Source organism: Okibacterium sp. HSC-33S16 (assembly GCF_024171565.1).
In the GTDB taxonomy this organism is placed as follows: Bacteria; Actinomycetota; Actinomycetes; order Actinomycetales; family Microbacteriaceae; genus Mycetocola_A.
Genome location: NZ_JALJZZ010000005.1, coordinates 95,372 through 114,353 on the forward strand (window position 1 = coordinate 95,372; position 18,982 = coordinate 114,353).

Sequence of the window (18,982 nt, forward strand, 5' to 3'; positions counted from 1 at the left end):
CTGTGTCAGGAGCCATGGTGCGTCAGGCGACACCGCCCATAAGCTCCCATCAATCCCCCGGCAGAGAAAGGCATGACGCTCATGCACACACACACCACGAAGACCGCCCCGCTCATCGCGGCAGGCATCGTCGCGATGCTCGCCCTCTCCGGCTGCTCCGCCGGAGGATCAATTGCGCCAGCCGCAGACGCCAAGCAACTCACGGGCGGCACGGTCTCATACGGTCACCAACAAGAGCCCGCGTGCGTCTACGGCGGCTGGATCGAACAGGCGTATCTCTCCTACCAGGTCCTCGATAACCTGCTCTCGCTCGATGAGAACCACAAGATCGTTCCCTGGCTTGCCGAGACCTGGCAAGCGTCCGACGATCAGCTCAGCTGGACGTTCACGCTGAAGGATGGCGTCTCATTCACCGACGGAACCCCGGTCAATGCTGAAGCGATCGCCTACAACTTCGACTACTGGGCAAACGGCGGCAACAGCACCGCAGCCGTCTGGCTTGGCGGCTACTACGAGTCAGCCGAGGCGATCGACGACCTCACCGTGAAGGTGAACCTCGCCAAGCCGTACCCGCTGTTCGCCGAGAACCTCACACAGTCCTACTTCGGCATCCAATCCAAGCAGGCGCTCGAGACCCGCACCGAAGAAGAGAACTGCGCAGCACCCATCGGCTCCGGCGCATTCACCGTCGGTGAGTGGAACCGGGGCGAGAACATCGAACTCATCCGCAACGACGACTACAACTCCGCACCGGCGAATGCCAAGCACGAGGGCCCGTCTTATGTCGAAAAGGTTGACTGGAAGTTCATCTCAGATGCGACCACACGCGTGTCCGCGCTCCGTGCCGGTGAGGCTGACGCCATCTACGACGTCCCGGCCATCGAGTGGGAGAGTGTCGGCGAGCAGGGCTACGAGCAGCTCAAGTACATCACCCCTGGTCGCCCCCAGCAGATCAGCTTCAACACGGCCAAGGGCATTTTCACCGATGAGAACCTGCGCAAGGCATTCGTCTACAGCCTCGACCGCGAGAGCATCGTCGACACCATCGGTAAGGGAGTGATCCCCTACGAGGGCAACGGCGCGGTCAGCCAGTCAACACCCGGCTACAGCGAGAAAGCAGCGGATGCCTACAGCTTCGATCTCGACAAGGCCAACAAACTCCTTGACGAGGCCGGCTGGACCGAGCGCGACGACGACGGCTATCGGGTCAAGGACGGCGAGACCCTCGACGTCCAGTTCCCCTACGCGGCAGGGCGCATCATCAACGCCGACGGCGCCGCGATTCTTCAGGGCGTTCAAGAGCAGGCGAAGGCCGCTGGATTCAAGGTCGACCTCATCCCGATTCCGGCGAGCGCGGCAGCGTCCGGAAAGTACTCGGGTGAAGACGGCTACGACATCTCCGTCGGTTACTGGACCAGCGTGAACGCGGGAATCCAGTACATTATCTGGCGCCAGAACCTCCAGGAAAGCCCCAACCCGTCGAACGCCGCGTTCTACAACGACCCCGCGCTCGAGGACCTCATCATCCGCGCCAACTCGGCGCTCGAGACGGACGAACAGAACGCGCTCTACGCCGAGGCACAGGAATACATCGCCGACCGGGCGCTGTCGGTCGGGCTCTATGACCGGCTCTCCACTCTGGCCGTGAACCCGAGCCTCAAGGACGTCTGGCAGGAAAGCTCGCAGGGAGGACCGGTGTTCCATGACGCATACTTTGTTGGCTAGAAAAGCGGATGCTCCGGCTCCAGCACGCGGACGCCTCACTGTCAGCCCCCGCACTCGTTCCGTTATCGACAAGCTCATCGGTGCCGTTGTTGTTCTGTGGGGCGCGGCAACCGCCGCGTTCCTGGCCCAGATCGCTCTGCCCGGCGATCGGGCAACCACCATCCTCAATGTCCGGTCGGGCCAGACTCAGTTGCGCACTCCGGAGGAACTCGCTCCGATCAACGCCGAGTACGGCCTGCAGAACCCGATCGTCGTGCAGTACCTCGACTACATCGGCGGCCTCCTGCGTGGCGACCTCGGGATCTCGTACCAGCAGCACCGCCCAGTGTGGGGCATCATCGCCGAGCAGGTGGGCGCAACGCTCACCCTGACCGCTGTGACGCTCGTCCTCGCCTGGCTGATCATGGTCTTCTGGGTCACGCTGACGGCCGGACGCAGCTCGAGGATCCGTGCGCTCGGGTCCGGAGTTGACACAGTAACCGCCGGCCTCCCGCCGTACTGGCTCGGCATCATCCTCCTGCTCGTGTTTGCGCTCGGGCTGGGATGGTTCCCGGTGATCGGCGGAGCTGGCGCCAACGGAATCGTGCTGCCGGCCCTCACCCTGGCCATCCCGCTCGCCGGGTTCATGGGCCAGGCGACTCGCACCGAGTTCGAACGGTCGCTCGACGCCCCGTTCATCGTCACCGCCAGGATGCGAGGAATGGGTGACCTCAGCATCCGTCTCCGTCACGTGCTTCGGCATGCCGTGCTTCCCGCGGTGACCTTGTCTGGGTGGGCTATTGGCTCGACGATTTCTGGTGCCGTAATCGCCGAGTCGCTCTTCACTCGGCCTGGAATTGGCCGCGTGCTCATTGCCGCTGTCGACTCCCAGGATCTTCCCGTCGTCACCGGGATCGTGGTGCTCGTGGCCGCCGCCTACGTCATCACGAACCTCCTGGTCGACCTCGCGTACATCGTCATCGACCCAAGGATGAAGAACTCATGACCGCAGTCAGCGAACGGACCGTCACAGCGGTCGCCCGCAAGCGACGGATTTCCGTCGGCTTCACCGCTTCGGCGATCACATTGGCCATCTTTGTGGTCGCCGCCCTGGCGCCAAACATCCTCAGCACCCAGGACCCGCTGGCCATGGACTTCACCCAGGCCTTGCAGTCCCCATCACTGGCGCACTGGTTCGGCACAGATGAATCCGGCAGAGACCTGTTCAGCCGCGTCGTTTACGGCACCAGGGAGTCACTGGCGATCGGTGTTGGTGCTGCAGGCCTCGCCATCCTCGTCGCCCTTGTGCTCGGGTCAATCGCTGCTCTCGCCGGTCGCATCCCCGCGGGAATCGTCAATCGGCTGATCGAGGTGCTCTTCGCATTCCCGACACTGCTCCTGGCATTGCTTCTCGTATCTGTTCTCGGGGCCTCACCGATCACGCTGGTCATCTCCGTTGGTCTTGGCTCGGCACCCGGCTACGCGCGAATGGTGCGCGGCCAGATTCTGTCGTCGAAGAATTCCGGTTATGTCGAGGCCGCCCGCGCCCTCGGGCACTCCCGGTTCACCATCTTCCGCCAGCACATTCTTCCCAATGCGCTTCGACCGCTCATCGCCATCTTCACCATGGGTGTTGGACAGTCGATTGTCTGGGCCTCGGGCATGGCATTCATCGGCCTCGGCGTCGCTCCACCGTCCTCAGAATGGGGCGCGCTGCTCGACGCCGGCCGGGCGTACATCACCCAGGCGAGCTGGCTGGTTGTTTTGCCCGGCTTCGTCATCGTGGTTCTCGCCCTCGCGGCAACCACTCTCGGAAAACACATCCAGTCCTCCCTCGAGAAAGGTGAGACAGCATGACGATCCTTGATATCGACACCGAACAGCGCACGAACCAGCTCGACTCCACACCGCCAGTGCGCCTGAGCGTTGACAATCTGAACGTTGGGTTCGAACGCCATGGTTCAGTGCGCCCCGTCGTGAAGAACGTTTCCTTCGACCTGCGCGAAGGCCAATGCGTCGCGATCGTCGGTGAGTCCGGATCAGGAAAGAGTGTCACAGCGCGCACCCTCGTTGGCCTGACCGGTGGCAACGCCGTAGTCGACGCCGACGCCCTCCGCCTCGGTGACGAGAACCTCACAGCGCTGTCACCCAAGCGGTGGCGGTCGATTCGAGGTCGGCGCATCGGCTTCATCCTGCAGGACGCCCTGGTGTCGCTCGATCCACTGCGCCCGGTCGGCAAAGAAATCGAGGAGGCGCTCAAGCTGCACGGTTGGGGCGATCGCACCAGCCGGAAACGCAAGGTCATCGACCTGCTCACCAGTGTCGGAGTGCCGTCGCCGGAAAATCGGTCTCGACAGCGACCCGATGAACTCTCCGGCGGGCTCCGACAACGAGCACTCATCGCGTCGGCACTCGCTTTGGATCCCGAGATCGTGATCGCCGATGAACCCACCACAGCACTCGACGTGACTGTGCAGGCCCAGGTCCTCCAGCTTCTTGAAGAGATGAAGCAGCGCGGAACCTCGATCATCCTGATCAGTCACGACCTGTCAGTGGTGGCGCACCTCGCTGACCACATCCTCGTGATGAGCGGTGGAGAAGTGGTGGAGCAGGGAAGCGCACATGAGATCCTGACCGCGCCGAAGCATCCGTACACACAAAGCCTCATCAACGCTGTGCCGTCCCGCGAGACCCGCGGCACCCGGTTGGCGCCCGCAACCGGGGTGGCGCCTGTACACACCGCTGCGCATGCCAATGACGAGCACGCCGGGTTTGACGGGCCCGTTCTCGAGGCCGAGGGGCTTGTGAAAAACTTCACGGCACCGGACGGGACGCTGACCACCGCGGTGAATAACGTGTCGTTTACCCTCGGGAGGGGCGAGACGCTCGGTATTGTCGGCGAATCCGGCTCAGGCAAGTCGACAACGGCCCGAATCGCGCTCGCGCTGGACACGGCGGATGCCGGAACGGTGCGGCTGCTCGGTCAGGACTGGTCGGCCGTTCCGGAGACGAAACGCCGTCGGCTACGGAAACAAATCTCGGTGGTCTACCAGGACCCGCTGAGCTCGTTCGACCCGCGCTGGAATGTCGAGCGCATCCTCCTCGACAGCCTGCCGGCCGGGGCGTTCGCGACAGCGACCGCTCGACGGGAGCGCGTACTCGCGCTGCTGGCCCAGGTGGGACTACCCGACTCGGTGGTGCACCGGTTCCCGCTGCAACTCTCCGGGGGGCAGCGCCAGCGCGTCGCGATCGCCCGCGCATTGGCCCCGTCACCCTCGATCGTCGTGCTCGACGAGGCGGTGTCAGCACTCGACGTTTCGATTCAGGCGCAGATCCTCGACCTGCTCGTCGACCTGCAGAAGGAGTTCGGCCTCAGTTACCTCTTTATCTCGCACGACCTCGGAGTCATCAGCCATCTCAGCGACCGGGTGCTCGTCATGAAGGACGGGGTGGTCGTTGAATCCGGTGATGCCGACCAGATCTTCACCCGCCCGGCGCACCCGTACACCCAGGAACTCCTTGGCGCGTTGCCAACGCTCGACGAAAGTCACACCGTCGCCGGAGCATCCGTCTCTCCCTCATCCAGCACAGAAGGACAAGAATGACCTCCCCGCGTAAACCCCTGCACTTCAACGCGTTCGTGATGAACACGAACTCGCACATCAATCACGGCCAGTGGCGTCGGCCAGACGCGCAGCAGACCGAATTCAACGACGTGAACACCTGGATCGAGCTGGCGCGCCTGCTCGAGGACGCGAAGTTCGACGCAATGTTCTTCGCCGACGTCTCCGGCCACTATGGCGATGCCGACGCCGACTACGAGGTGTACGTGCGTCATGGGCTGCAGATTCCGAGCAATGACCCGACCGTCCTGCTCGGAGCGTTGGCCGTGGTTACCGAGAACATCGGACTCGCGCTGACCTCGAACGTGATGCAGAACCACCCGTTCAACTTCGCCCGCCAGGTGTCGACGCTCGACCACATCTCGAACGGCCGGATCGCGTGGAACATCGTCACCGGAACGCAGGACAACGGCGCGCGCAACTACGGACTGCCGAAGCTCACCGACCACACCGAGCGGTATCGCTGGGCGGAAGAATACGTCGATGTGACCTACAAGCTGTGGGAGGGCTCGTGGGATGAGGGCGCCCTGCTCAAGGACAAGGAACAGGGGCTCTACTCCGACCCCAGCAAGGTGCACAAGATTTACCACGAGGGCGAGCGTTACCGGGTCGAGGGTCCGCACCTGCCGTCGCCGTCGCCCCAGCGCACGCCGCTGTTGTTCCAGGCCGGGTCGTCAGGCTCTGGGCTCGGCTTCGCGGCACGGAACGCCGAAGCCGTGTTCATCATCTCGCCGACCCCGGAGGCTGCGGGCGCCCAGATCGCGGAGACCCGCCGCCTGGCTGTCGAGGCCGGACGCAACCCCGACGACATCAAGTTCTTCCCCGGGCTGAGCTTCATCATCGGCGACACGGAGGAAGAGGCGCAGCAGAAGGCGCGCGAATACGACGGGTACGTGAGCGTCGAGGGTTTCCTGGCGCACGCCGCCATGGTCGACAGCGAAGGCCGCGTCTACGACCCGGAGACGCCGATCAAGGATGTCGACACAAACACCACGAAGGGGTTCCTCGAGTGGGCGGCGATCGCCATCCCCGACCGTGAACCCACCCTTCGCGATCTGGTGCTACAGCGTGCGAACATCAACCGCGTCGTGGGAACGCCCGAGCAGATCGCTGACGAGCTTGAGCGCTGGCAGGACGCCGGAGTCGACGGCATCAACGTGATCAACTGGGTGATCCCCGGCTCGTTCGCCGAGTTCGCCGACAAGGTGCTACCCGTTCTGCGCGAGCGCGGACTGGCCCAGAAGGAGTACGCACCCGGCACCCTGCGCGAGAAACTCTTCGGGCAGCCGCGCCTCAACGACCGGCACCCGGCGGCCGCTTACCGCGGCGCGTTCGCGAACGGACCGACCACGTGGGACGAGGCCGACGAGAAGCGCCGGGCCGAGGCGTCGGCCGAGGCAGAAGCAGTCGTCGCCTCGTAGACAGGTGAAATAGACGAGCGGATGCCGTCCCTGCTGCGTGCGGGATGGCATCCGCTGGTCACAAAATGGGCGAGAGCGTCGTTCCCTCAAGCTGCCATGCAGCGAAAACGGGCCCCGAACCCGACAGGTGGATGCCGTCGCTCTCGGACGTGAGCGACGCCGAACCGAAGAGCCGGGCGGCGGAGGGGACGTCGGCGACGGCATCGGGGTGCAGGGTGACGTCGAAATCGGAGCGCGCGGCCACGATGAGGATACTCTCGAACGCGTCCTCGCGAACGTAAACGAGCACATCGTCGCCGACGTGCAACCAGCGCATGCCGCCGCCGTTGAGGGCCGAGTGCGCGCGGCGCAGTCCGATGAGCGTCGCGTAGAGGTCGATCCGCTCGCCTGCCTCATCAGCATGCGACCACGGCATCGGCGTTCGAGAGTGCTCACCGTCGATGCCCGTGAGCCCGAACTCGTCACCGGCAAAAACGACGGGGATACCGGGAAGGGTCATCGACATACCGAGCGCAACGGGGATGACGCCGTGCAGTGCGTGCGTGGCGAACCGCGGAGTGTCGTGGGTGTCGAGCGCGTTCATGGTGGCGAGGCGGGTTTGCCACGGGAATCCCGCTGAGAACTGCCGGTGCGCGCGGTAGAACTGGCTGCCCGTGTAGGTCGGCATCGTCGACATGTTCATGCCGAGGCCACCGCCTGCCGGAGTGTCCGGTTCGCTCAGCCAACCCCAGAGCGGCCGGGTGAAATTCGCGTAGGTCATGGCGCCGTGCCACGCGTCGCCCTGGAAGTCGGTCGATGCGTCGTTTGTCGATTCAGCAACAAGCAGGGTGTCGGCGTTCACGCCGATCATCGTGCGACGAATGGTGCGCCGCACGTCGGCGTTCAGGTCTTCGTCGGAGAACCGGCCCGTCATGTTGGCGACGTCGATGCGCCAGCCATCGAGCGCGAACGGCGGCTTCAGCCACTTCGCGACCACCGAGTCGTCGCCCTCGATGAAACGGCGGCGCAGCTCGGGCGAGCTCCAGTTGAACTTCGGCAGGCTCGGCACTCCGAGCCAGGACGCATAGGTCTCCTGCTCGTCATCGAGCCAGTAGTAGAAGTCGCTTTCGATCGCTTCCGGATGCCGGTGGGCGGCCGCGAACCAGTCATGGGCATCGCCGGAATGATTGCTGGTCAGGTCGCCAATGACGCGAAGTCCGCGAGCATGCGCCGCGTCAACCAGACGGACGAGCGCCTCATCTCCGCCGAGCAACGGGTCGACGGCGTCGAAGTTTGACGCGTCATACCGGTGATTGGAGCGCCCAGCGAACACCGGGGTGAGGTAGATCGCGCTGACACCCAGTTTCTCAAGGTGGTCGAGGTGCAGGGTGATGCCGTCGAGGTCGCCACCGAAGAACTGCTGGGACCGCGCCGGTTGCTCGAGGGCAACCTCGTCGTCCCACTGCGCCGGAATCGCCCAATCGGGTAGCTCCCGCCGATCGGCTGCCGCGCTCCGCGCGAACCGGTCGGGGAAAACCTGGTAGAGCACGGTGCCCGCCGCCCAGGTCGGCGGTGCGGGGTGGCTCGTGAGCTTGAAGTCTTCACTGTCGAGCGTCTCGGTGTCGAAGACGCCCCTGGCGGTGATCCACAGGTCGATGCCGTCGCCGGTTCGCACGACCCACCGGTAGCCGTGCACCGGGTTCTCGATGAGCATGTCAGCCTGCCACCAGTCCCAGCCGGCGATGCTCGAGACGAGTGAGGCTTCGGCGAATCGGGGCTCGCGGTCAGGATTTGAGCGCACGCGAACAGCGCGAGGTGTGCCGAGCGTGTGTGGCACCCGAAGACGGACCTGAACCCACTCACCGAGTTCGGGAGACGGGTTCGAGACGTAGAGGGGTGACCCGTCGTGGTGAGGTTCCATGTTCGACGATTATTTCACGGCACCGGCGGTGAGGCCGGACACGATGTACTTCTGCAGATAGAGGAACAACGCCATCACGGGGATGGCCGCCAACACAGCACCCGCGGCGAAGACGCCCCAGTTGGTGGTGAACTCGTCCGACACGAATTGGTACAGACCAACGGCGAGCGTCTGCCGCTCTGGCGTCACGAGCACGACGCTCGAGATGACAAAGTCGTTGGTGGTGGCGATGAAGCTCAGCAGGCCGACGACAGCAAGAATCGGCGCAACCAGACGCAGGATGATCGTGAAGAAAATCCGGGCGTGCCCCGCACCGTCAAGTTTCGCTGCCTCATCGAGCGAGGAGGGAACGGTATTGAAGAACCCGTACATCAGGTAGGTGTTCACCCCGAGCGCGCCACCGAGGTACACCATGATGAGCGCAATTTGATTGTCCAAACCGAGGATGGGAAAAATGTCACCCAGAGTCGTCAGCAACAGGAAGATCGCAACGACGGCGAGCAGTTGCGGAAAAATCTGCACGATCAACAGGGACAGCAGCCCGAAACGCCGACCGGCAAACCGCATCCGACTGAAACAGTATGCCGCGAGCGCACCAAGGAAAACGGTGCCAACGGCTGTGGTCAGGCCAATGACCAGGGTGTTGATGAACCACGCACCGTACGGCCGCTGCGAGTTGGTGAAGAGTGTGACGTAGTTGTCGAACCCGAGCGAAGAGAACAAACCGTTCGATTGCAAAAGCGTGCCGTTGGGGTTGAGTGATGCGCTCAGCACATAGAGCAGCGGGAATACCGAAAACACGATCATGGCGATTCCGACAAGGTGCCGCCAGCCCGTTGCACGGAACCAGCGGGAAAGCCTGAAGGGCCGCTTCGCCGCGGCCGACGCTGCGGTTCTCGTGTGCTGAAGGACGGGAGTCGAGGTACTCATTAGTTCAGATCCTCCAGGGCCTTGGTCTGTCGGAAGCTCACGATGGAGATAATCGCGACGATGAGGAAGATGATGATCGAGAAGGCGCTGGCTAGCCCGTAATCACGGTCGGCGCCTGAGAATGCCACCTTGTAGACCATCGAGATCAGGATGTCAGATGCTCCAACGTTGATGCCGGCAGATGCATCCCTCGGCCCACCGTTGGTCAGCATGTAGATGAGGTTGAAATTGTTGAAGTTGAACGCGAACGATGCGATAAGCAACGGGGCGATCGATACCAGGAGCAGCGGGAACTTGATCCGTCGGAACACCTGCCAGGGATTCGCGCCGTCCATCTTCGCCGCCTCCTGCAACTCGTCGGGTATCGATTGAAGAGCGCCGGTGCACACAAGGAACATATACGGGAAGCCGAGCCACAGGTTGACGAAGAGAATGCTGAACTTCGCCAGCCACTCGTTGGTCAGCCACGGTATCTCCGCCCCGCCGAGCAGGGCGACGTTTACAAAACCGAAGTCCTTATTGAGCATGCCGGCCCAGACCAGCGCCCCGAGGAATCCGGGGAACGCGTACGGCAAAATCATCAGCACCCGGTAGAACTTGCGTCCCCGCATTCGCATGTCATTGAACACGATGGCGAGAAACAGCCCCAGGATGAAGGTTGTCGCCACGCTGAGCAGCGCGAAAGCGAATGTCCACGCGGTGACGCTGAGCAACGGCCCGCGAATGCTCTCGTCGGTGAACGCTGTGACGTAGTTCTCCGCGCCGACAACGACACTCCAACCCGGCAGAATCTCTTCGCCATCTGGGGACGTGAAGGCACCGTTACCCGTGTCGGCGTAGACAACCCCGGTTTCGGTGTTCGTCATCGTGTCTGCCGCCTCATCGAAACTCAGAGTAGAGAGATAGAGGTAAGCACTTGATCCGTCCGGTGTACGCAGTGCGCCGTCATTCGGGTCGTCCGAGATTTGTACGGTCATGGCCGCGATGGCGTCCTGGTTAGCGACGATGTCGGTGAAGTCGACGCTGTTGTATCCGGAGAGACTGACAGCCTTGTCGCCGGACATCTCGGCGTTCGAAACCTCGGTCAGCGGTGTCTCGGTGTTTCCGATCGAAACGTCGCCATCCGGGTCCGTGACGAGGAAGTTGAATGCGCCACCCTGCTCGACAATTGTGAGGCCATACGTCGGAGAGTCCGGAACGCGGTACTGGGCTGACTGAATCAGCGCGGTGACGGCATCCTCTTTGGTGCTGTTATGTCCGGTGCCGTAGTTCGTGAAGGAGATGTAAGCGGTGTACCCGATCACGAAGACCTGGAAGATCAGAAGAAAAACGAGCCCGGGGGCGAGGTACTTCAGCGGGAGCAGGCCGCGCTTGAAATAGACGAGGTTGACCAATGCGGTGATGACCAGCACGACCGCAAAGATCACCCAGTCCTGTCTGAGGAACAGAATGAAGAGAGCGTAGACAGCGATCGCGTCAACGACGGCGAGCATGCCGATCTTGACCAACAGGGCGGTCACGCCGCCGGATGCGTGATCGGCGATACGGCCGGCACGCTTCTGTCTCTTGGACTCGACCACCTTCGGGGTGCTCTCGTTGGGGTTTTGCGTGCTCGTCTGCATTGTCGCCTCGGTTGTTTGTTGCGTGTTTCAGACGGATGCCGGACGGCCAGCGATCGCTGGCCATCCGGCATCCGTTCCGTGTTATTCGGCGATCGCAGCCTGGATGTCTGCCGTCATCTTGGTCCACAGCGCTGCCGGGTCTCCACCATCGATGATGGCGGCTTCGGTGACACCCCAGAACTGCCAGACCTTACCCATCTGAGGGATGGACGGCTGCGGGGCGCCGGTGGCTCCAACTTCACCAAATGCGGCAACGATTGGGTCCGACGCGGCCTTCTCGAAGGAGGCGGTCAGTGCTGGCGGGCGCTGACCCTTCTCGAACAGGGCGGTCTGAACGTCTTCAGTGCCGATGAAGTTCGTGAGGAACTCGTTGGCCGCGAGCGTGTTCTTGCTCTTCGCCGACACGAAGAAGCCCTGCACGCCGACGAACGGCTGGGCGACCTCGCCGCCAGCGGACGGGATCGGGTCGACGGCCACATCAATGCCGGCTTCCTGCGCCGGTCCGACGTTCCACGGACCGGTGATGAAGAACGGGCTTGCACCGGCGTTGAACTTTTCCTTGGCAATGTCCCCGGTGATCGAGGTGCTCAGCAGGCCCGCTGCGCCCTGCTCGGCGAGCCACGCGGCGAAACCGGTGCCCTCGCCGATCTGCAGGTCTTCCGGGTTGTAGCTGCCGTCTTCGTTGGTCCCGAAGACAGGAGCGCCAAACGAGGACTGGAACGGGTACATGTGGTACGGGTCGCCCTCGGCGGTCACCTGAATGAGGAACGGGAACTCGGTGCCTGCAGCCGTGCCGTCGGCGACCATGTCGTTGTAGTCGGTCGGTGCCTCAGCGGCGAGCGCCGTGTTGCGCAGCAGCGCGATGTTCTCGATGGCGTACGGCAGGCCGTAGGTCTTGCCTTCGTAGCTCATCGCCTGGATAGCCACATCTTCAAATTCGGATGCCTTGTCTCCAAGTTCGATCGGCTGCACGACCCCGTTGGTGACGAAGCCGCCGAGCCAGTCGTGGGCTCCGATGGTGATGTCAGGACCCTTGCCGGACGGAACCTGCGCGGTGAAATCCTCCTGAATCTTGCCGAAGTCCTTCTGGACGAGCTTGACCTTGACGCCCGATTCCTCGGTGAAGTCAGCGGCGGCCTCCTTGAGGACCGGAGCGCGGTCGGCGTCAACCCAGACGGTCAGTGTGGTGCCGGATTCGCTGTCCGCACTGTCATTCCCGCCCGCGGAGCAGCCCGCGAGCGCAAGCGCCGCAACGGTCGCCAGAGCGCCCGCCTTCAGAATCGAAGAGTTTGTCACCCTCATTGGTGTGTGCCTTTCGTGATTACGTGTGTGAGCGAGGCCTCGTTGCCCGTCATGGCTGCCGGCGGAGCCGCATACGCGGCGCCCGTGGGGGTTGCATGAGTGCGAAAGGCCATTCTCTCGGTGCCGACAAATGCTGCAAGCGTTTCCAGATATACCCGCTCGATTTCGAAAGCACAAGCTAGAAACCGACTCTTTCGCGACAGTTATGATCTCGTCACCTAAACCGGAAGAGCAAGCGCTTACAGCTTCACAAACCGATGCCCTAGAGTATCCGCATGACTACCCCCACGAGCCCCGAGTGGTGGCGCTCAGCCGTCATCTACCAGATCTACCCTCGTTCCTTCGCTGACGCCAACGGTGACGGCATGGGCGACCTGCCCGGCATCACCTCGCGGTTGCGGTCACTCGCCGACCTGGGGGTGGACGCCATTTGGCTCTCACCCTTTATGACGAGCCCCCAGAAGGACGCTGGCTACGACGTCGCGGACTACTGCGACGTCGACCCGCTGTTCGGAACCCTCGACGACTTCGACACCATGACCACCGAGGCGCACGCCCGCGGCATCCGCGTCATCGTCGACCTTGTTCCGAACCACTCCTCTGACGCCCACCCGTGGTTCCAGGCAGCTCTCGCTGCAGGGCCCGGCTCCCCCGAGCGCGCGCACTACATGTTCCGCGACGGCAAGGGCGAGAATGGCGATCTGCCTCCGAACAACTGGCAGAGCGTCTTCGGCGGCCCCGCGTGGTCCCGCATCACCAACCCAGACGGCACCCCTGGCCAGTGGTACCTGCACCTCTTTGACTCAAGCCAGCCCGACTTCGACTGGACCAACGAGGATGTCCGCGAAATGTTCCGCGGCGTGCTGCGGTTCTGGCTCGATCGCGGCGTTGACGGCTTCCGGGTCGACGTTGCCCACGGCATGATCAAGGCCGATGGCTTGCCCGACTACACCCCACCCGCCGAAGGCGGCAGCATGGGTGGCGGCGGCCCTCTCGGCCTTGAGCCGGAGATCGACGACATGACGGAGGTCGACGGAGCTCCGTACTGGGGCCAGGAGGGTGTCCACGACATCTACCGCGACTGGCACCGGGTGCTCGAGGAGTACGAGGGCGACCGCGTGCTCTGCGCCGAAGCCTGGGTCGACCCGCTGTCCAAGATGGCGAAGTGGGTACGCCCCGACGAAATGCAGCAGGCATTCAACTTCCCGTACCTCGAAACGCCGTGGGAAGCATCCGCTCTCCGTGCCGTGATCGACGAGTCACTCGAGGCCTTCAGCGCGGTCGGCGCGCCCAGCACCTGGGTGCTCTCCAACCACGACGTCGTTCGCCACGCATCACGACTCGCGCTGACCGCCGAGAATCCGCAGGGTCACGGCATCGGTCCGAAGAGCCCTGGGCAGCCGGTTCGTGAAGTTGGGCTGCAGCGTGCCCGCGCGGCGTCGGCGCTCATGCTGGCGCTCCCCGGCGGCGCGTACATCTACCAGGGCGAGGAACTCGGCCTGCCCGAGGTCATCGACCTCCCCGATGACGCCCGGCAGGACCCGACCTGGTTCCGCACGAACGGCGAACGATACGGTCGAGACGGATGCCGCGTGCCGATTCCCTGGGAATCGAACGCCCCTGCATACGGCTTCAACTCCACCGGTGCCGCCTGGTTGCCCCAGCCCGACGACTGGGCTCCGTACGCGCGTGCCGCTCAGGTCGGCGTCGCCGGCTCAACGCTTGAGCTCTATCGCGAAGCCCTGCGCGTGCGCCGTTCGGAATCGCTCGGCCTCGGTTCCATCGAATGGATTGATGGCATCGGTGACGACGTAATTGCGTTCACGAACGGAACCGTGACCGTGGTCGCGAACGCTGGCTCCACGGATGTCGCGTTGCCTGAGAAACTCGCCGGAGCACAGCTCATTCTCTCCAGCGGTGCATTCGACGGCGCGACACTTGGCGCAGACACGACGGTCTGGCTGCGCTCCGCGTAAGCACTGCGCACAAGACAGGCGGGTTGCTTCGGCAACCCGCCTGTCTTGTTTCTCGGTGGTTCTCGTGCGGAGGGGCACAGGGTGCTTAGCTGGGCTCATGAGCGTTCCGTTTAGCACCTCCGCCTCCGGGCAGCACCCCAACGAACCGCACTCGTCGATCGGCTTAGCTGGCCGCTTGAACTGGCTTCGAGCCGGCGTGTTGGGCGCTAACGACGGCATTGTGTCTGTCGCGGCCATCGTCGTGGGAGTTGCGGGCGCGACATCCGCTTTTCTTCCGATCCTCACCGCCGGCATGGCTGGCCTCGTCGGTGGTGCGATCTCGATGGCGCTTGGCGAATACGTGTCGGTGTCGAGCCAGCGTGACAGCGAACGTGCTCTCATCGCCAAGGAACGATCCGAACTGCGCGACATGCCCGAGCAGGAGCTCGATGAACTGACCGGGCTCCTGACGAACCGCGGGCTGTCCGAAACCACCGCCCGCCAGGTCGCCGCCGAACTCACCGAGCATGACGCCCTCGCCGCGCACCTCGCTCTCGAGCTCAACATCACCGAAAACGACATCGCTAACCCCTGGCACGCCGCCATCGCCTCGGCCATTGCGTTCACGATCGGCGCCATCCTTCCGATGCTCGCCATCCTGCTTCCACCGCCCGAAATTCGAATTCCCGTGACGTTTGTGGCCGTGCTCATTGCTTTGGCGCTCACCGGTGCGATGGGAGCGAAACTCGGCGGCAGCCCGGCGCTTCGCCCCACTGTCCGGGTTGTCGTCGGTGGCGCGCTCGCGCTGGCCGCTACCTTTGCGATCGGCAGCCTCTTGGGGACGACCGTCGCCTGACACTGGGCGCAAAACAAATGTGAGAGACGGATGCCGTCAATCGGGAAGCGAATTGGCTCACGGACGGTTCTCTCCACGTGAGCGCGCAAACGCGCGTCAGGAAAGGAAGACATGTCAGTAGTCGTCACCGGAGCAACAGGGCACCTCGGTCGCCTCATCATCCAGCACCTCCTCGAACGCGGAATGCAGGCAAGCGAGATCGTCGCGACCGGCCGCTCAGCGGAAAAGCTCGCTGAACTTGCCGCCGCGTCCGGCGTTGCTACCGCTGTGATCGACTACGCCGAGCCGGAGACTTTGGACGCCGCTTTCGCCGGGGCCCGCACGCTCATGTTCGTCTCCGGCAGCGAAGCTGGCCAGCGCATCGAGCAGCACAGGAATGTCATCGATGCGGCCGTGCGGGCAGGGATCTCGCGCATTGTCTACACGAGCGCTCCGCACGCCGACACGACGACACTCATCCTGGCGCCCGAGCACAAGGCGACCGAGGAGATGATTCGGGCAACCGGGATCTCGTTCACCTTCTTGCGCAACAACTGGTACACCGAGAACTACGTCGGTGCGTTCAAGCAGTCGAGGGCGTCCGGAACCTACCTGGCGAGCGTCGGTGACGGCCGGGTCGCAAGCGCATCACGCACCGATTACGCAGAGGCCGCCGCGGTTGTGCTCACCGAAGAAGGCCACGAGAACGCCGTATATGAGCTGTCCGGTGACGTGGCGTGGAATGGCAACGAACTCGCCGCCGCGTTCAGCCGGCTCGCCGGCAGCGACATTCCTTATGCCCCAGTGACCCCGGAGGGGCACGCGGATGTACTCCGAAGCCTGGGGCTCGACGAGGACACCATCGGATTTGTCGTCCGGCTCGACGGCGACACACGCGAGGGCGCACTGGCGGGAACCTCGGGCGACCTGGCCCGGCTCATCGGTCGGCCGACGACACCGCTCCTCGAGGGACTGCGACAGGCCCTCTAGGTCACAGCCTCACAGCCGCTCGGGTGGCACTTTCTGCCGAGCTGCCATCTCGGGTGACACTTTCTGCGGGGTGCGCGAGCACCATACCCGCCGAGAGTGTCACCTGACAGATGCGCAAGCCTGCGCTGGGCACACGCGGGTCAGCTGTCGCGACGGCTCCTCACGGCCTTGGCGATGAAGTGCAGCACCACTCCGGCGGCGAGCATCAGCATCCCGAAGAGCCAGACCTGGCCATCCTGCTGGGTGAGCAGGAGGATGCAGGACAGCACACCGAGCACGGGCACGAAGGTCCACACCTTGAAGTGCTTGTGCTCGACCTTGTCCTTACGCAGCACGAGCACGGCTACGTTCGTCGAGATGAAGACGAACAGCAGCAGCAGCACAACGGTTTCGGCGAGCGTCGACACGTCGCCGATCAGGGTGAGGGCCATGGCAACGAGGGTGGTCGCCACGATGGCCGCCCACGGCGTCTTGCGCTTGGGCAGCACCTTGCCGAGGACGCTCGGGAGCAGGCCGTGTTCGGCCATTCCGTAGGTGAGGCGGCTCGACATGATCATGGTGAGCAGTGCGCCGTTCGCGACAGCGACGAGCGCGATGAGGCTGAAGATCCACTCGGGGATGCCAACGCCGGTTGCGGCGACGACCGCCAGCAGCGGCCCGGAGGACTTCGAGAGCTCGTCGGCGGGCAACGCGATCGAACTGGCGATTCCAACGAGGATGTAGACGACACCGGCCGTGGCGAGTGAGCCGAACAGGGCCATCGGGTACACCTTGCTCGGGTTCTTGATCTCCTCGGCAACGTTGGCGCTCGTCTCAAAGCCGACGAACGAGTAGTAGGCGATGATAGCGGCGCTCAGCGTGGCGATCGCCGGAACGGCGTCGGTCGGGAACTGGCCGATGCGCGAGACGTCACCACCGCCGTTCGCCACCATGACCGCGACCACAACGATCACGATGATGAGACCGGAGAGCTCAATAACCGTCATGACGAAGTTGCTCTTCATCGACTCGCTGATGCCGCGCGCGTTGAGGCATCCGACGAGCGCCAGGAAGACGATGGCGGCCGGGATCGGCGGCACATCAATGAATGTGCCGAGGTACTCTCCCGCGAAAGCGAGCGACAGGCCCGCTGCGCTCACCACGCCGGCGGCGAGCATGCTGAACCCGACGAGGAACGAGATGATCGGCTTTCCGAATGCCCGCTCCGCGAAGACAGCCGCACCGCCAGCCTTCGGATACTTGGTTACGAGTTCGGCGTATGACCCCGCAGTCAGCAGGGCGAGGAGCAGCGCGAGGATCAGCGGGGCCCACAGTGCACCACCGACCTCGGCGGAAAGCGCGCCCATAAGCGCATAGATTCCGGCACCCAGCACATCGCCGAGGATAAAGAGGAAGAGGAGAGGACCGGTGATCCCCTTTTTTAGCTTGGACGCGGATTCAGATTCCGACGAGTTCGCCGGTGTCGTTGTAGTCATGAGCGTCTTTCTCTCTGGCGGCGACTGTGCTCCGCGCCGAATACCGCAGGGGTGCCTGCGCCACAAGGGTAGGAGCGGACGCCCGGCAGCCCCAACTTGTCGACAAGGGCTTGCGGATGCGCGAAAATCGTGCCAGCGCGGGCCGGCAGTTGCGTGGAAAAACGGCTGAGAGCATCCGTCTGGGTAAACTGTCCGGGTGTCCAGACTTCTCGTAACCGGCGGCGCCGGATTCATCGGCTCGAACTTCGTCCACTATGTTCTCGCGAACACCGACCACACGGTGACCGTGCTCGACAAGCTCACCTACGCGGGTAACCTCGCGTCACTCGACGGCTTGACTGACGACCGCTTTACCTTCGTGAAGGGTGACATTCAGGATGCGGCCCTCGTCGACTCACTGTTTGCCGAGGTCGACGCCGTCGTGCACTTCGCGGCCGAGAGCCACAACGACAACTCGCTGAACGACCCACGTCCGTTCCTCGACACCAACATCATCGGCACGTACACGCTGCTCGAGGCGGCACGGAAGCACGACATCCGCTTCCACCACATCTCCACCGACGAGGTGTACGGAGACCTCGAACTCGACGACCCGAACCGGTTCACCGAGAGCACGCCGTACAACCCCTCGAGCCCGTACTCCTCGACCAAGGCCGGCAGCGACCTTCTCGTTCGAGCCTGGGTTCGCTCGTTCGGTGTGAAGGCCACGATCTCGAACTGCTCGAACAACTACGGTCCGTACCAGCACGTCGAGAAGTTCATTCCGCGTCAGATCACCAACGTCCTCCGCGGCGAGCGGCCCAAGCTGTACGGCTCGGGCGAGAACGTGCGCGACTGGATCCACGCCAACGACCACTCCTCCGCCGTGCTCACGATCCTCGACAAGGGCGCGATTGGTGAGACCTACCTCATCGGCGCCGACGGCGAGAAGAACAACAAGGACGTCGTCGAGCTCATCCTCACCCAGCTCGGCCAGCCCGCTGACGCCTACGACCACGTCATCGACCGCCCGGGCCATGACCTCCGGTACGCCATCGACTCGTCGCGCCTGCGCACCGAGCTCGGCTGGGCTCCGCAGTTCTCCGACTTCGAGGCTGGCCTGAAGGACACCATCAATTGGTACCGCGACAACGAAGCGTGGTGGGCACCACAGAAGGACGCCACCGAGGCACGCTACAAGGAGCAGGGCCAGTAACCCTCACCTCACCATGACCGAAGCCGGGCT

14 protein-coding genes are annotated in these 18,982 nt (G+C 63.6%); 9 read left to right on the forward strand and 5 right to left on the reverse strand.

The features are described 5' to 3' along the window. Positions 1–81 precede the first annotated feature (81 nt). Genes L1277_RS12170 through L1277_RS12190 form a run of 5 tightly spaced genes read left to right on the forward strand, consistent with a single transcriptional unit; the run spans position 82 to position 6,748 of the window. Positions 82–1,725 carry an ABC transporter substrate-binding protein gene (locus L1277_RS12170; RefSeq protein WP_253376697.1) on the forward strand — a complete coding sequence of 548 codons (1,644 nt, stop codon included), beginning with the start codon at positions 82–84 and terminating at the stop codon, positions 1,723–1,725. Next, positions 1,703–2,710, forward strand: a complete 1,008-nt coding sequence (locus L1277_RS12175; protein ID WP_253376698.1) for an ABC transporter permease — start codon at positions 1,703–1,705, stop codon at positions 2,708–2,710. Before L1277_RS12170 ends, L1277_RS12175 begins: the two co-directional genes overlap by 23 nt. Beyond that, entirely contained in the window at positions 2,707–3,561 is an 855-nt protein-coding gene (locus L1277_RS12180) for an ABC transporter permease (RefSeq protein ID WP_253376699.1), read from the forward strand. Before L1277_RS12175 ends, L1277_RS12180 begins: the two co-directional genes overlap by 4 nt. Then, on the forward strand, positions 3,558–5,309 hold the full coding sequence (locus tag L1277_RS12185; RefSeq protein WP_253376700.1) for an ABC transporter ATP-binding protein: 1,752 nt from the start codon (positions 3,558–3,560) through the stop codon (positions 5,307–5,309). The genes L1277_RS12180 and L1277_RS12185 overlap by 4 nt, the downstream gene beginning before the upstream one ends. Then, the gene (locus tag L1277_RS12190) at positions 5,306–6,748 is read left to right on the forward strand and encodes an LLM class flavin-dependent oxidoreductase (protein ID WP_253376701.1); all 1,443 of its coding nucleotides are present in this window, start codon (positions 5,306–5,308) and stop codon (positions 6,746–6,748) included. Before L1277_RS12185 ends, L1277_RS12190 begins: the two co-directional genes overlap by 4 nt. 58 nt (positions 6,749–6,806) lie before the next feature. Here L1277_RS12190 and L1277_RS12195 read toward each other — a convergent pair whose 3' ends face one another. The 4 genes from L1277_RS12195 to L1277_RS12210 form a co-directional block, all read right to left on the reverse strand. Further along, positions 6,807–8,648: a glycoside hydrolase family 13 protein gene (locus L1277_RS12195; protein ID WP_253376703.1), complete on the reverse strand. Its 1,842-nt coding sequence runs from the start codon at positions 8,646–8,648 to the stop codon at positions 6,807–6,809. Positions 8,649–8,657: 9 nt separating this feature from the next. Then, a complete protein-coding gene (locus L1277_RS12200) occupies positions 8,658–9,578 on the reverse strand; it encodes a sugar ABC transporter permease (protein WP_253376705.1) in 921 nt (306 codons plus the stop codon). After that, positions 9,578–11,200: an ABC transporter permease subunit gene (locus L1277_RS12205; protein ID WP_253376707.1), complete on the reverse strand. Its 1,623-nt coding sequence runs from the start codon at positions 11,198–11,200 to the stop codon at positions 9,578–9,580. Before L1277_RS12205 ends, L1277_RS12200 begins: the two co-directional genes overlap by 1 nt. Before the next feature lie 81 nt (positions 11,201–11,281). After that, a complete protein-coding gene (locus L1277_RS12210; RefSeq protein ID WP_253376708.1) occupies positions 11,282–12,502 on the reverse strand; it encodes a maltose ABC transporter substrate-binding protein in 1,221 nt (406 codons plus the stop codon). 275 nt (positions 12,503–12,777) lie between these two features. Between L1277_RS12210 and L1277_RS12215 the strand changes: the two genes are divergently transcribed. The 3 genes from L1277_RS12215 to L1277_RS12225 all read left to right on the forward strand — a co-directional run bounded on the left by L1277_RS12215 (position 12,778) and on the right by L1277_RS12225 (position 16,282). Then, on the forward strand, positions 12,778–14,478 hold the full coding sequence (locus L1277_RS12215) for a glycoside hydrolase family 13 protein (protein ID WP_253376709.1): 1,701 nt from the start codon (positions 12,778–12,780) through the stop codon (positions 14,476–14,478). A gap of 97 nt (positions 14,479–14,575) precedes the next feature. Beyond that, positions 14,576–15,313: a VIT family protein gene (locus tag L1277_RS12220; RefSeq protein ID WP_253376710.1), complete on the forward strand. Its 738-nt coding sequence runs from the start codon at positions 14,576–14,578 to the stop codon at positions 15,311–15,313. 111 nt (positions 15,314–15,424) lie between these two features. Continuing rightward, the gene (locus L1277_RS12225) at positions 15,425–16,282 is read left to right on the forward strand and encodes an SDR family oxidoreductase (RefSeq protein WP_253376711.1); all 858 of its coding nucleotides are present in this window, start codon (positions 15,425–15,427) and stop codon (positions 16,280–16,282) included. 140 nt (positions 16,283–16,422) lie between these two features. Here L1277_RS12225 and L1277_RS12230 read toward each other — a convergent pair whose 3' ends face one another. Next, positions 16,423–17,757 (reverse strand): APC family permease, encoded by a 1,335-nt coding sequence (locus tag L1277_RS12230; RefSeq protein WP_253376712.1) that lies wholly within the window; start codon positions 17,755–17,757, stop codon positions 16,423–16,425. Positions 17,758–17,953: 196 nt separating this feature from the next. On the opposite strand from L1277_RS12230, the gene rfbB reads away from it, so the two are divergent. Continuing rightward, a complete protein-coding gene (gene rfbB / locus L1277_RS12235; RefSeq protein WP_253376713.1) occupies positions 17,954–18,952 on the forward strand; it encodes a dTDP-glucose 4,6-dehydratase in 999 nt (332 codons plus the stop codon). The last annotated feature ends 30 nt before the right edge of the window (positions 18,953–18,982 follow it).

Excerpts from the sequence above, each read along its gene's own strand:
- L1277_RS12195 (WP_253376703.1), bottom strand. The coding sequence starts at position 8,648 with ATGGAACCTCACCACGACGGGTCACCCCTCTACGTCTCGAACCCGTCT.
- L1277_RS12200 (WP_253376705.1), bottom strand. The coding sequence starts at position 9,578 with ATGAGTACCTCGACTCCCGTCCTTCAGCACACGAGAACCGCAGCGTCG.
- L1277_RS12175 (WP_253376698.1), top strand. The coding sequence starts at position 1,703 with ATGACGCATACTTTGTTGGCTAGAAAAGCGGATGCTCCGGCTCCAGCA.
- L1277_RS12180 (WP_253376699.1), top strand. The coding sequence starts at position 2,707 with ATGACCGCAGTCAGCGAACGGACCGTCACAGCGGTCGCCCGCAAGCGA.
- L1277_RS12215 (WP_253376709.1), top strand. The coding sequence starts at position 12,778 with ATGACTACCCCCACGAGCCCCGAGTGGTGGCGCTCAGCCGTCATCTAC.
- L1277_RS12225 (WP_253376711.1), top strand. The coding sequence starts at position 15,425 with ATGTCAGTAGTCGTCACCGGAGCAACAGGGCACCTCGGTCGCCTCATC.
- L1277_RS12205 (WP_253376707.1), bottom strand. The coding sequence starts at position 11,200 with ATGCAGACGAGCACGCAAAACCCCAACGAGAGCACCCCGAAGGTGGTC.
- L1277_RS12230 (WP_253376712.1), bottom strand. The coding sequence starts at position 17,757 with ATGACTACAACGACACCGGCGAACTCGTCGGAATCTGAATCCGCGTCC.
- L1277_RS12210 (WP_253376708.1), bottom strand. The coding sequence starts at position 12,502 with ATGAGGGTGACAAACTCTTCGATTCTGAAGGCGGGCGCTCTGGCGACC.
- L1277_RS12190 (WP_253376701.1), top strand. The coding sequence starts at position 5,306 with ATGACCTCCCCGCGTAAACCCCTGCACTTCAACGCGTTCGTGATGAAC.
- L1277_RS12220 (WP_253376710.1), top strand. The coding sequence starts at position 14,576 with ATGAGCGTTCCGTTTAGCACCTCCGCCTCCGGGCAGCACCCCAACGAA.
- L1277_RS12170 (WP_253376697.1), top strand. The coding sequence starts at position 82 with ATGCACACACACACCACGAAGACCGCCCCGCTCATCGCGGCAGGCATC.
- L1277_RS12185 (WP_253376700.1), top strand. The coding sequence starts at position 3,558 with ATGACGATCCTTGATATCGACACCGAACAGCGCACGAACCAGCTCGAC.